Source organism: Luteibacter sp. 22Crub2.1 (assembly GCF_900167995.1).
Taxonomy (GTDB): Bacteria; Pseudomonadota; Gammaproteobacteria; order Xanthomonadales; family Rhodanobacteraceae; genus Luteibacter; species Luteibacter mycovicinus.
This window is the reverse complement of sequence record NZ_FUYT01000026.1, coordinates 1-13,053: the sequence shown is the minus strand read 5'-3', so window position 1 is coordinate 13,053 and position 13,053 is coordinate 1. Positions and strand designations below refer to the sequence as shown.

The following is a 13,053-nucleotide window of genomic DNA, read 5'->3' as shown; positions in this document are numbered from 1 at the left end:
TGGGCGAGACATGGAAATCGCGCGCAGACCGCGCTCCTACGCGGTTTTCGCCTCACGCGATTTCGGCAGCGCGGAGAGGATGAACAGCACGACGCAGAGAAAACCGAACACCCAGTAGTCGGTTGGCGCGGGACCCCACCAGTGCCGGTGCCACGGCACGTCCACGGGGTCGAAGCGCGCCAGACCGAATGCGGGGTTCAGCACGAACCAGAGGCCGTCCTCGGCCACCCAGAACAGCATCACACAGGCGATCGTCCGCACCTGCGCACGCCAGCTCCAGTACCCCTGGAAGATCATCGGAAAATGAAAGAACAGCGCGATGAACGGAAACACGTAAGCGTGGTAACCCGTCATCGCGCGGCCGCCCCAGAACAGATCGAGCAACCAGTGGTTCTCGATGCGCCACGTGGGCAGGCTGGTCGCCCAGCCATGCGAGCCTTCGATTTCGATCTCGACATGGGCGAACAGAAAGGCGAGCAGAAGGGTGAACAGCGCGGTCGTCAGCACGGCGACGACGCGACGGCGGGGCGAATGACTCATGGACCGTCCGGATGGGAGAGCACGGCGGCGATCACGTCGCGCGCCGCATGCGGGCGTCCGATGGCGCGTGCGGAAGCCGCCATGGCGGCGAGACGATCTGGCTCGTCACTCAGCAGGCGGACACGCCACGCGAGCGCGACGGCGTCGATCGCCTTCCACGCGGCGCCCTGTTCGAGCAGGTAATCGGCATTGCGTTCTTCCTGACCGGGGATGGGCGCATTCACGATCATCGGCAGGCCCATGGCGAGGCACTCCGAGCTGGTCAGTCCCCCGGGTTTGGTAATCGCGAGATCGCAGCAGGCCATGACGTCCTCGACCTGACGCGTGAAACCCAGCGGAATGAGGCGCCCGGCGTGCTTCGATGCCGCGATGCCGCGCAGCCGCTCCAGTGTCACGGCGTTGCGGCCGGCGAGCACCACCAGCTGGAAGTCGCCACCGGTGGACAGCAGCGTGTCGGCCAGCTGGTCCAGATCGCCGACTCCGGCACCGCCACCCATCACCAGGTAGGCCGGCCGGTCGGGGTCGATACCGAGCGTGGCACTCAGGGCCTGTCTGTCGTGCGCGCGCGCAAAGGCGGGCATGATCGGGATACCGGTCGTATGCACGCGCGACGCCGGCAGACCGACAGCGCGCATGCGGTGCGCGATTTCCGGACTGGCGGCGAAATAGCCGGCCATACCCTGCACGACCCAGAGCCGGTGCAGGTCGAAGTCGGTCACCTGCAGCCAGACGGGCACGGTGACGCGACCCTTGCGGATCTGTCGTGCCAGCATCTCGGCCGGGAGGAAATGCGTACACACGATGGCGTCGGGCGCGAATGCCGCGATGGCCGCACGCAGCCGTCGCGTATTCAGGCGCTCGATCGTACGCCGCATGCGCTCGGTCACCGCGTCGGGATGCGTATCGTCGGTGATGCGATAGAGCATGCCCCACAGCCGCGGGTAGCGGGTGATCAGGCTGAGATAGAAGTCCGCGTAGATCCGCCGGAACGTGGACGGCACGTAGTTCATGACATCGAGGTGCTTCGCCTCGACATCGTGTCCCTCGGCGGCGAACGCGGCCACCGTGGCTTCGAGCGCCTCCGCGGCGCGCACGTGTCCCGCTCCCGCGGATACCGACAGGAGCAGGACGCGCCGTGTCACCCGCAATACGCCGAGAGCAGCGCCTGCTGCGCGCTGTGCGGCGCTTCGCCCTGCGACGGGTGGCTGCGCGTGTAGCGGCCATCGGTGCCGAGTAGCCACGCCTGCGTGTTGTCGCGCAGATAATTGTCCAGCGTCTCGGCATAGACACGCGAGGCGAGGTCGGGTTCCATGATCGGCACGGCGACTTCGATGCGGCGCATGAGGTTGCGTTCCATCCAGTCCGCGCTGGCGCAGTAGAGCTCCGGCTCGCCATCGTTACCGAACCAGTACACGCGGCTGTGCTCGAGGAAACGGCCGATGATCGAGCGCACGCGGATGTTCTCCGACACGCCCGGGATGCCCGGACGCAACGTGCAGGCGCCGCGGATGATCAGGTCGATGCTGACGCCGGCGATCGAGGCGCGATACAGCGCCTCGACCACATGCGCTTCGTTGAGCGCGTTAAGTTTGGCGACGATGCGTGCGGGACGGCCGTTGCGCGCGTGCTCGATTTCGCGCTCGATCTTGCCCATGACGCTGCTGTACAGCGTGAACGGCGAATGCAGCAGACGCTTGAGCTGGATCATCGGCCCCAGACCGGACAACTGCTGGAAGACCTTGTGGATGTCTTCGCCGATGTCCGCGTTCGAGGTCATCAGGCCGATGTCGGTGTAGCCGCGGCTGTTGCCCTGGTGGTAGTTACCGGTGGAAAGATGCACGTAACGGCGCAGGCCGCCGGCTTCGCGCCGCACGATCAACAGCATCTTGGCGTGCGTCTTGTAGCCGACCACGCCGTAAACGACCTGCACGCCCGCTTCCTGCAGACGCGTCGCCAGACCGATGTTGGCTTCCTCGTCGAAACGCGCGCGGAGTTCGATCACCACGGTGACGTCCTTGCCGTTGCGTGCCGCCTCGACCAGCAGGTCGACCAGCGGGGAATCCTTGCCGGCCCGGTAAAGCGTCTGCTTGATCGCCAGTACGCCCGCATCCTGGGAGGCGCGGCGAAGCAGTTCGACCACGGCGGCGAACGATTCGTACGGGTGATGCAGCAGCACGTCGCGCACACCGAGGACGTCGAATTCGTTGACGCCCTTGCCGAAGGCCGGCGAAAGGCGCGGTGTGAAGCGCGGGAATTTCAGCTCCGGACGGTCGACCTGGTCGTAGATCAGGCCCGAGCGGATGATGTTGACCGGACCGTCGCACCGGTACACGTCGGCATCCTCGAGCTGGAAGTTCGCGATCAGCATTTCCGTGATCGCGCGCGGACAGTCGGCACCGACTTCGAGACGCACGGGCCGGGCATAACCGCGACCGACCAGCTCTTCGCTCAGGGCGCGGGCGAGGTTCTCGACCTCCGCTTCCTCGACCACCAGCTCGCTGTTGCGGGTGACGCGGAACTGGTACGCCGCACACACGCGAAAGCCCGGGAAGATCTCGTCCGCGAAGGCCTGGAGTACCTCGGCCAGGAAGACGAAGTCTCCCTCGCTGCCGTCCACTTCGCCCGGGATATGGATGATGCGGGGCAGGGAACGGGGCGCACGCACCAGCGCCATGTGGCCTTCGCGACCGAAGGCGTCGCGGCCTTCGAGCACGACGGCGAGGTTGAGGGTCTTGTTGAGGATGCGCGGGAAGGGGTGCGCGGGGTCGAGACCCAGCGGCGACAGCACCGGCATGATCTCGTTCTGGAAATACCCCTGCAGCCAGCGTCGCTGGCGGTCGCTCCAGGCGCCGCGGGTCAGGAAGCGGATGCCTTCGGCTTCCAGTGATGGCAGCAGTTCTTCGTGCCAGATGGCGTAGAGCTCACTGACCAGCTCGAGCGTGCGCTGGCGGATCCGCGCGAGGATCTCGGTCGACGACAGTCCATCGGCACCCGGCATCGCCGCCCCCAGCGCGTGCTTATGCTTGAGCACGGCGACGCGGACCTCGAAGTATTCGTCGAGGTTGTTGCTGACGATGGTCAGGTAGCGCAGTCGCTCCAGGGCCGGAACGTCCGGGTCGCGGGCCTGGGCGAGCACGCGGAAGTTGAACTCCAGCGCCGCCAGTTCGCGGTTGATGTAGAGGTCGGGGTTGCCGAGGTCGACGGGCTCGCTCATTCGTTCCGGTAATCCTTTCATGACGTCCGATGGTGGCGCATGGACGATCATGCCGGAAAGCGGCGTCGCAGCAACCCGTCTACGCTTGCCTGCCATCGATCAGCCGTGCAGGCCGGCCGTTTCGTGCACGCGGGTGCTGTCCAGCAGCCGGTCGCTGACGAACACACACGCGAACACGGAGCCCTTGCCCGTCTCACTCTCGATCACCAGGCGCGCCTGGTGCAGGTTGAGCACGTGCTTGACGATCGACAGGCCCAGGCCGGTGCCGCCGGAGTCGCGCGAGCGGCTCGACGACACGCGGTAGAAGCGTTCGGTCAGCCGTGCGATGTGCGCGGCGGGAATACCGAAGCCGGAGTCGTGTACCGAAAAGCGCGCGCCGTCTTCCGTATCGGCCCAGCGGATGGCGATCTTGCCGCCCGTGGGCGTATAGCGAACCGCGTTGCTGACCAGGTTGGAGAACGCGCTGTGCAGATCCTTGGGCGAGCCCAGCAGGTCGTGCGCCGTGGCGACGTCCAGGGAGATGGTATGGCGACCCTGGCTCAGGGCCTCGGCTTCCTTGCGGAGGCTGGCGAGCAGCGGGGCCATCTGCACCTGCTCGTCGGCCACATGCTCCTGGGTTTCCAGGCGCGACAGGGTCAGCAGGTCTTCCACGATCTGGCCCATGCGCTTGGACTGCGCGCGCATCTCGTCCAGCACCGGCGCGAGTTCGGGCACATCTTCCGGATCGAGCAATTCCAGGTAGCCGTGGATCACCGTCAGCGGCGTGCGCAACTCGTGCGAGACGTTGGCCACGAAATCGCGACGGATCTGTTCGAGGCGGGTGAGGTGGCTGGTGTCGCGGGCCAGCAGCAGGCGCTGGCGGCTGCCGAACGGCAGCAGCGTCGCCGTGACATGGCGGTTAGGGTGGCCCGGTGCGGTCACGTCGTTGAGCGGCTCGCGGGCGCCCTCGGCCAGCCAGTCCGACAGGTCGGTGTTGCGCATCAGATCGGCCAGCACGCGGCCACGATCGCGCGGCCGCTTCAGACCGAGCAGATCCTCCGCCGCGTGATTGAACCAGCGCACATGGTGCGAGTGATCCAGCAGGACCACGGCGTCGGGCAGGGTTCCCGCCGCGCTGCGCAGGTCACGCAGGCGGGAGGCGATTCGGCGGGTGCGAGTCATGAGACGGTCATGGTCAGGATGGGGCGTGGCGGACGATTGCAACATTGGCCCCGACTTGTGACGGAACAGCGACAACAGCACGACGGTTTCCCCCAGCGCGACCACCGTCACGCAAGGCCATACCGTACCCGTCAGCCAGCCCACCGCGCCACCCAGCAGAAGCAGGGCGGCGCAGCTGGCAGGCAATCGCCAGGAAGTCAGGAAGCGTTGTGGCATGGCGGGCACGGCCGGTGTCGGTCTCAGGAAGGGACCATAGCGCGGCTACCCGCGCAAGCCTAGGTATTCGCGGAGAAGCGGTAGCCCGCGCCGCGCACGGTCTGCACCATGTCGTCGAGCTTCCACGGCTCCAGTGTCTTGCGCAGGCGGCGGATATGCACGTCGACCGTGCGCTCCTCCACGTACACGCTGCCGCCCCAGACGTGGTCCAGCAGCTGGGCGCGCGAGTAGACGCGCTCAGGATGGGTCATGAAGAAGAACAGCAGGCGGTATTCGGTCGGGCCGATCGGCACGGCTTCCTCGCCGGCGAACACGCGATGCGCGGGCCCATCGATGCGCAGGCCGCCGAGTTCCACCACGCCGGAGCCGTCGTCGCCCTGACTGCGGCGGAGCACCGCCTTGATCCGCGCGATCAGCTCACGGGTGGAGAACGGCTTGATGACGTAGTCGTCCACGCCGGCCTCCAGTCCGTTGACCCGGTCCATCTCCTCACCGCGCGCGGTGAGCATGATGATCGGGATCTCGCGCGAGAGCTCTTCGCGGCGGAGGCGACGGGCCAGTTCCAGTCCACTGGTGCCCGGGAGCATCCAGTCGAGCAGGATCAGGTCCGGTACCCGCTCCGAGATCGCCATCTGTGCGGCGCGGGCGTCGGCGGCGTGAGCCGCGTCCATACCCGCCTTACGAAGCGCGAATGCGACCATGTCGCGGATCGATGCTTCGTCTTCTACGATGAGAATGCGCTTATGCACGCGTGGGCCGCTCGTTGGCTATGACGGTCATATTGCAGCCATGCTGTGTTACACGCTAATGACAACGGTCACAATCCGGTTCTCAGACCGAACTGAGACCGCACGTATTGACTGCGCCCGTCGGGGTTGTCGTCGGTCGTGATGCGTCGTTTACGCAGTTCCAGCAGAAGTGGGGTGAGGTCGCCGATCCGGGCCTGGATGCGCGACCGCTGGTAATAATCGAGGTCGTCCCGTTTCAGCAGCCGCTTGAGCTGCTCCATGGCGTCGAACGGCCGGCCGGCGAGGTAGGCGCTGTCCGCATACGCCTCCGCGGCCCGGATCCCGTCGCCGGACCGCTCGCTGGCCCGTGCGAAGGTGAGGAAGATGTCCGGGTCGTCGCTGTCGTCGAGCATCGGCTTCAACATGGTCGAAGCGAGCCGGGCGTCTTCCACGCGCCCGCTGTTGGCCAGCGCCCGCGCGTAGCCCAGAGCCACGGCGCGGTTGCGCGGCGAGTTGTCGTGCAGCGCCTTGTAGATCGCCATGGCGTCGCCGTGGCGGCCGGCGTTCTCGTAGGCGTCGGCCATGGCCAGGCGCAGCACCACGCTGGAGGGCAGGCTGGCCAGCAGCGGCTGGAGTTGTTCGACCGCCTGGGCGCCGTGGTCTGTGCGCAGCAGGCACAGCGCGTAGCCGTACCGGTTGGCCGCGGTGTCGAAATCCTTGCGCTTGAGGTTCGTGGCATAGAAGGACGTCAGCTGACGGGCATCCCCGGAGAGGACGCGCACCCGCTCGCGCATCAGCGCATAGGTGTCGCTGACGCTGTCCTTTGCGACCTTGCCGGAGGGGGTGATCAGCGCGGTGGGATCCTTCACGTAGAGCACCGGCGCCGTGCTCTTCTCCCAGCTGGCTTTGTCCAGCGTGGGCTGGCGCGGCTTGTTGGCCTGGGCCTCCTCGAGCGTACGGGCGCGCGCCTTGGCCTCGCTGATACGGGCCAGGGTCACCGGGTGGGTCTGCAGGAGGGCGGGCAGCGCCTCTTCGCCCTGGCCGACGCGCAGCGTGTCCTGCATGCGGCCGAAGAAGTCGCCCATCGCCTCGGGGTCGTAACCGGCCCGCGACAGGGTCTGGATGCCGACGCGGTCTGCTTCGACCTCGTCCTTGCGCGTGAAGTTGATCTGCCGCTGCATGAGCAGCCCCTGGCCACCCATGAGCACGGCGGGCGCGGCGTCGCCCGCGCCGCCACCGGCACCGGCGGCGATCGCGCCCAGCAGCACCAGGGCCATCAGCGGGGCGTTCTTCTTCGAATCCTCGAAGGCGCGGTACAGGTGGTTCTGGGTGATGTGGCCGATCTCGTGGGCCATAACGCCCGCGAGCTCGCTCTCTTTGTCGGTGATGTTGATCAGGCCGGCGTTGACGCCGATGTAGCCGCCGGGGGCCGCGAACGCGTTGATCTGCGTGTCGCGCACGATGAAGAACTGGAAGTGATCCTTCGGCCGGTCGCTGGCCGCCACCAGGCGGTAGCCGAGGTCGTTGATGTACTGGTCCAGCAGGGCGTCGTCCACCGTGAGGTCGAGCGCGTGCATCTGGCGCAGCATCATGGCCCCGTACTCGTCGGCCTCGCGCGGGCTGATCAGGGCGTTGGCCGAGCTACCCAGATCCGGCAGGCGGACGTTGTCCTGCGCGCCCACGGCGAAGGTGGCGAGGGCGCTGGCGGCGATCAGGGACAGGCGGAGAAATGGGGTGCGCATAAGTGCGAGGACGATACCATCACCAAACGACGAAGGACCCTCCACGCCGCGCGCGGTGGGGCCGGTTTGACCCCGGAGGCCGCGCGGGGTTCGATTGCCTTGTAAAATAGGCGCCAGATCGCCATTTTGTAGTCATTCCGGTTCGGAGCCCAATCTCCCATGTCCACCCCCGATATCACCATCTACTCGACCGCCGTCTGCCCGTACTGCGTCGCCGCCAAGAACCTGCTCAAGGCCAAGGGCCTGGCGTGGGACGAGGTGCGCATCGACACCGATCCGGCGCAGCGCGACATCATGCTGGAGAAGAGCGGCGGTCGCCGCACGGTCCCGCAGATCTTCATCAACGGCACCCACGTGGGTGGTTTCGACGACCTCGCCGCCGCCGACCGCAGCGGCCGTCTGGCCGACATCCTCGGGGCGACGAACTGATGTCCGGCACGCCGACCGAAGGTAACCGCGTGGAGGAGTTCACCGCGTTCCGCAAGCGGATGAACGAGCGCATTCTTGGCGAGGACAACCAGGTTGTCCGTCGCTTCTTCGCGCTGGACACCCAGACCTACCGCGCTGGCGCGCTGGATGTGAAGACCAAGGAGATGCTTGGCCTGGTCGCCTCGATGGTGCTGCGCTGCGACGACTGCATCAGCTACCACGTCGCCCAGTGCAAGGAAGCGGGGGTCAATCGCGACGAGTTCTTCGAGGTCTTCAGCGTCGGCCTCGTCGTCGGCGGCTCCATCGTGATTCCGCACCTGCGCCGCGCCGTGGATTTCCTCGACTCGCTCGAGACCGAGACCCCCGCTGAGGCGGAGGCCTGCGCGGACCATCCCGCGGCCTGACGAGGGCATGGCGCCCCACCCGGGGCGCCAAACTTGAAGGAAGAGGGCGAGATCGCCGATAATTGGGCGATTTTTCTCCCCACACGCGCCCTCGTGCGTGTGTCATGCGACGCATCCTTCAGGAGTAACCCCATGAGCAAGACGATTGCCGTGATCCCCGGCGACGGCATCGGCCCCGAGATCATGGACGCGACCATCCGCGTCCTCGATGCTCTCGACTGCGGTCTGTCCTACGACTACGTGGACGCGGGCGTGGTCGCGCTCGAGAAGCACGGCGATCTGCTCCCGCAGGCCACGCTGGATGCGATCGAGAAGCACAAGGTCGCTCTGAAGGGTCCGCTGACCACCCCGATCGGCGGTGGCTTCACCTCGATCAACGTCACCCTGCGTCGCAAGTTCGACCTGTACGCCAACGTGCGTCCGGCGATCAGCTTCCCGGGCACCAAGGCGCGCTTCGAGAACATCGACATCATCACGGTGCGTGAAAACACCATGGGTGCGTACATGGCCGAAGGCCAGACGCGCGAAGGCACCGGCGAGAACGAGGTCGCTGTCTCGGTCATCCGCAACACGCGTCCGGGCATGGAGCGGATCTGCCGCTACGGCTTCGAGATGGCGAAGCAGAAGGGCCGCAAGAAGGTCACGGCCGTGCACAAGGCCAACATCATGAAGACTTCGTCGGGCCTGTTCCTCGACGTGGCGCGTGAAGTCGCGAAGGATTACCCGGAGCTCGAATTCCAGGAAATGATCGTCGACAACGCCTGCATGCAGCTGGTGATGAACCCGTACCAGTTCGACGTGATCGTCACCACCAATCTCTTCGGTGACATCCTGTCCGACCTGTGCGCAGGCCTCGTCGGCGGCCTGGGCCTCGCCCCGGGTGCGAACATCGGTAAGGACGCGGCGATCTTCGAAGCTGTCCACGGTTCGGCGCCGGATATCGCGGGTCAGAAGAAGGCCAACCCGTGCGCGCTGCTGCTCGCCGCGGCCGACATGCTCGATCACCTCGACATGGTCGCCAAGGCGACGCGTCTGCGCGCCGCCATCAGCGACGTGATGAACGCGCGTGATCGTACGACGCCGGATGTCGGTGGTACGGGCACGACGGATACCTTCGGCGATGCGATTGTCGAGCGGATTCGCGCTACGGCGTAAGCGTTACGGTTCGATCGGATTGTCGCTTTTGGAAAAGGCCTCGCGAGTGATCGTGGGGTCTTTTTCTTTGTGATCGCGTTGGAGGGCTCGGCTGCGCCATCGCTTTTGTTCTTGGGCGTCGTAGCGAGGGAGCCGTCGGTTGCCATGCCTGTCGCTAGGTCCTCCTACGGCCTTCGCCTTCGTGCGGAAGCGCTCCAGGCACGGCAGCCGACGGCTCCCTTCGGACGATGCGGTTACGTTGCGAAGCGAGCAAGGGGCGGCGTCGACCTCGGGTCATTGCTGGCACTAACTAGCAGGGCGGCATGATCAGTTGCCGATGGGCAGAGACCGAAGACATTCTGAAGGCACCTCCCGGCCTGACAACTCTTTATCGGGGCAGATCGCGAGCGCCCCGCAGCTCAGCCATCCAGACGTTCGCTCATGCTTGTCGTTTTCGTACGACACGTTTGCAAATTGCAGATCGATCGATCGCTTCGTGATCTCGACCATATCGTCGCGCAGAAGATATGCCCGTCTCTGGCGGAGACCACCAGCATCGTCAAAAAAATAAGTTTTTGGGGCTCTCACAAATGCTAAACAAGTTTTTCTTTCGGGCAAGCGATGAAGCTCAAAAGTACGCTCGCCACCGAGTGAAGTGCCTCCGCCCCCTTCGCTAGCCATGCGCCAATGCAGGACGGTTCCATCAAGGTTAGCCGTCACGTTCGACAATCTATCGCCATACGTTGAGCGCACTTCAAGAGAAAGTCTTTTGCCGGACGTATCACTGGACCCCTCGACATTGTCCTCATCAAGCGGGCAATCGATTCGATTGCCGTAAGCACTGATGTGACACATGCCCCCTGAAACGCGACTGTCGACGATACGCATGGTCACTTGGAGAGTTTCTGACGGAACACCGTGGTCAAGTTCTCCCGATCGCCAATATCAGTCGCCAGCTACATCAACCGGGTTCATTGCCGCAAAATTGCTCACCAGTGCAAGCAACGTTGAATACATTATTCCTCACCCTCTCTCAGCACATGAACCCGGCTTCAAATGTGCCGTTCACGCACATTAAAGCGCACGTCCGGCAGCCTTGTTATCCTCGTAGTTGCAGCCCACGTCGGCATTCGCATCGCAAGAAACTCTTGTCTCATTCGAAAGACGGTTATCAACGATATTTCTTTCGCACGTCAATTGAAGTCCTTTTCGTCCGGACATCACCGCGTCACGCACTTCCAACCTATACGTCGGAACCGCGGCATCCTCATCCCTGTCGCGTGAGACGCTGTAAGTAAAGCCTTCGTTGAGAAATCCGAGCTCAAAATAGGCAGAGCGTCGATTGTAGAACATCTTGTAGTAAAAACTGCCGTCCTTGCTATTCGAATCCTTATGAGTGAATTCTACTTTGTCAGGTCGACCATATCGGTAGATGATCGCGTCCTCGCCACCTCGCGAAGATTTGCATATTGAAACTATTTTTTTGTTCTTGAATGTGCACGCGAATACCACCACCTCCTGTTCTGTGCAGATGGAATATCCCGACCATCCATTGAGGTGGTTTTGCTCCCCATTGACTGAAATCGGGGAAGCCAGCAAGAGAGCGATGGCTATTTCTCTAACGCTTAAGCGCATTATATGATGACTCCATCTTCGTATCGTAATCTCGGTATTCCGTGCCGTTATATAACTTTGCAAATGAGGTCCAGTCCTTGCCCTTCATCGCGCTCATAAGGCGTGCATCGTTTTTAACGAACGCCACTAAGGCTCTGAGATGTTCCGCTTCTGAGGCACTGATCGCGATTACAAGCGACTCGACTGAATCGTGTCCACCAGCAGTGTGATTGAATCCCATGAGCTGAAATCTCCCCCACGACGCAGACCTCAAGGCTGCACTCGGGTTGAGTCTGTATGCGCGTATCAATCGTGCGTACTGCGAGGACGGAGGTCCATAGAGGATTCGCTTCGGCGACTGGACCTCGCCACTCTGCAGCTTGCCAAGATAATGCGCCGAATCACTTATTTCCTGGTCGATGGAATCGTACACGCCGTGAGTTAGTCGGTGGAAGACGTGACGTTCGTAGAGAATGGCGGGCACGATGTCGTCTCCAATTGCGTGCACTTCTCCAGGCTTAAAGAAAGCGCCGCGAGTACCAGTCTCAGTCAGTGCAATTGCTTTTATCACCTCCACTTCGCAATCAAGAGCGAGCGCGGCTTCGGCATAGTCAGCATCCGTCAGATAGATCCCTGCGAAGGCGCTAAGAAACGGGACTTCCGTCTTTACGCCAGCAATAGTGATCCGGGGATGCAAGTTACCCTTCGCCGAGAAATTATCAACCCACCCAAACGGATGTATGTGGTGCACTGTCGCGTCCGAGGGAAACCCCGCCAGCTTCCCCGCCACCTCGTTCCACCAACCACTCTTCTCCTGCCGCTCCATATCCACATGCCAATCGGCATTCATGTACGGGTTCAACTGCGTCCAGCGATCGATATTGCTGCTCCACTGACTCTCGAAGCGTACGATCTGACGGCTGACGCGATGCGCGATCCACGGACGTTGCTGAGCCTCGCCGATATCCGACGAGACAACTGCCCCCTTGCGCGCGCCGACCAGACCGATGACCTGCTCCAGGTTTGTGATGAAATCACTGGCGCCGAGCGCTGTCATTACCGGCTCAAACGCTTCCCGGTGGTCGTCGAGCACGTCGCCCATCAGGCAGACGTTTCGCTGAAGTGCGGCCATCGGCTCGAACATCGTCGCGTCCGTAATATGGAATCCGGGCCACGCGTGCGGGCTCTCCCAGCGCGTCCCCGGGTGATCTTTTGAACACACCCAGCCCAGTAAGCATGAGTTCTCCTCGTCACCGACCTCGATCTGCCACCAATGGGAGCCATCGATGTCGATGAAGCGGCGCGAAGCGTCCAGGCTGTTCAACTGGCCACGGTTACACGAAAGCTGGAAACCCACGGTAAGCGTGGCGTCGTCCTTACTGAGGGGCGGCGCGTCCCAGATGGCCATATTGGCATTGGCCGGCCGATCCCGGAGTGCCCAGCGCGGCGCGGTATCCCCGTCGGGTATCAGGATCTCGCGCTGGGTGTACAGCGCTTTTTTCGCCTGGCTCAATCGATCGTAGTGAGCGCTGCCGATGCAGTCGGTGCCGTCCGCTTTTGTGTAGCCTCGGATCATCGCATCGCGCGGAACTGCGGAATGCACCGGCACCCGTTCGATGCGGTGGATGGAGCCGTAAACGAAGCTCCCCGTCGTCGATACGCCGGCCGGGGGAACCAGGACATAACCCGGGGTAAGCGTCATCTCGGCAGCTCGCGGACCCCGACACAGCTTCGCACCCTTTTCGACAATCAACATGGGCTTCTCGGCTTCGGGAAGCGCCGCCACTCGCCGTCGTGCTTCAGCCAGATAATCAGGGAATTCCGCACCGGCAAAGACCTCGATCGCCACACGCGCTTTCAGGCGAGGCACC

12 protein-coding genes are annotated in these 13,053 nt (G+C 63.6%); 3 read left to right on the top strand and 9 right to left on the bottom strand.

Annotation, left to right across the window (positions count from 1 at the left end; translation table 11 throughout):
* Nucleotides 1–36 precede the first annotated feature (36 nt).
* The 6 genes from B5X73_RS19945 to B5X73_RS19920 all read right to left on the bottom strand — a co-directional run bounded on the left by B5X73_RS19945 (nt 37) and on the right by B5X73_RS19920 (nt 7,601).
* Nucleotides 37–540: a hypothetical protein gene (locus tag B5X73_RS19945; RefSeq protein ID WP_036111920.1), complete on the bottom strand. Its 504-nt coding sequence runs from the start codon at nt 538–540 to the stop codon at nt 37–39.
* A complete protein-coding gene (locus B5X73_RS19940; protein ID WP_079523029.1) occupies nt 537–1,634 on the bottom strand; it encodes an MGDG synthase family glycosyltransferase in 1,098 nt (365 codons plus the stop codon). The genes B5X73_RS19945 and B5X73_RS19940 overlap by 4 nt, the downstream gene beginning before the upstream one ends.
* A gap of 44 nt (nt 1,635–1,678) precedes the next feature.
* Complete coding sequence (gene ppk1 / locus B5X73_RS19935) at nt 1,679–3,754, bottom strand: polyphosphate kinase 1 (RefSeq protein ID WP_079523028.1); 2,076 nt, start codon at nt 3,752–3,754, stop codon at nt 1,679–1,681.
* A gap of 99 nt (nt 3,755–3,853) precedes the next feature.
* Complete coding sequence (phoR, locus tag B5X73_RS19930; RefSeq protein ID WP_079523027.1) at nt 3,854–5,131, bottom strand: phosphate regulon sensor histidine kinase PhoR; 1,278 nt, start codon at nt 5,129–5,131, stop codon at nt 3,854–3,856.
* Nucleotides 5,132–5,190: 59 nt separating this feature from the next.
* The gene (phoB, locus tag B5X73_RS19925; RefSeq protein ID WP_036111931.1) at nt 5,191–5,880 is read right to left on the bottom strand and encodes a phosphate regulon transcriptional regulator PhoB; all 690 of its coding nucleotides are present in this window, start codon (nt 5,878–5,880) and stop codon (nt 5,191–5,193) included.
* Between the two features lie 68 nt (nt 5,881–5,948).
* Nucleotides 5,949–7,601 carry a M48 family metalloprotease gene (locus B5X73_RS19920; RefSeq protein WP_079523026.1) on the bottom strand — a complete coding sequence of 551 codons (1,653 nt, stop codon included), beginning with the start codon at nt 7,599–7,601 and terminating at the stop codon, nt 5,949–5,951.
* A 159-nt stretch (nt 7,602–7,760) separates the two neighbouring features.
* On the opposite strand from B5X73_RS19920, the gene grxC reads away from it, so the two are divergent.
* From grxC to B5X73_RS19905, 3 genes are all read left to right on the top strand, one after another.
* Nucleotides 7,761–8,030 carry a glutaredoxin 3 gene (grxC, locus tag B5X73_RS19915; RefSeq protein ID WP_036111935.1) on the top strand — a complete coding sequence of 90 codons (270 nt, stop codon included), beginning with the start codon at nt 7,761–7,763 and terminating at the stop codon, nt 8,028–8,030.
* Nucleotides 8,030–8,434: a carboxymuconolactone decarboxylase family protein gene (locus B5X73_RS19910; protein WP_079523025.1), complete on the top strand. Its 405-nt coding sequence runs from the start codon at nt 8,030–8,032 to the stop codon at nt 8,432–8,434. The genes grxC and B5X73_RS19910 overlap by 1 nt, the downstream gene beginning before the upstream one ends.
* A 132-nt stretch (nt 8,435–8,566) precedes the next feature.
* Entirely contained in the window at nt 8,567–9,589 is a 1,023-nt protein-coding gene (locus B5X73_RS19905; RefSeq protein WP_036111939.1) for an isocitrate dehydrogenase, read from the top strand.
* A 306-nt stretch (nt 9,590–9,895) separates the two neighbouring features.
* Here the strand turns inward: B5X73_RS19905 and B5X73_RS20820 are convergent, their stop codons facing one another.
* The 3 genes from B5X73_RS20820 to B5X73_RS19900 form a co-directional block, all read right to left on the bottom strand.
* Nucleotides 9,896–10,456, bottom strand: coding sequence for a hypothetical protein (locus B5X73_RS20820; RefSeq protein ID WP_139382865.1), 561 nt, complete (start codon nt 10,454–10,456; stop codon nt 9,896–9,898).
* A 186-nt stretch (nt 10,457–10,642) separates the two neighbouring features.
* The gene (locus tag B5X73_RS20815; RefSeq protein WP_139382864.1) at nt 10,643–11,203 is read right to left on the bottom strand and encodes a hypothetical protein; all 561 of its coding nucleotides are present in this window, start codon (nt 11,201–11,203) and stop codon (nt 10,643–10,645) included.
* Nucleotides 11,187–13,053, bottom strand: a 1,867-nt coding sequence (locus B5X73_RS19900; RefSeq protein WP_217699798.1) for an N-acetylmuramidase family protein, incomplete at its 5' end; no start/stop codon positions are given. The genes B5X73_RS19900 and B5X73_RS20815, both read right to left, overlap by 17 nt.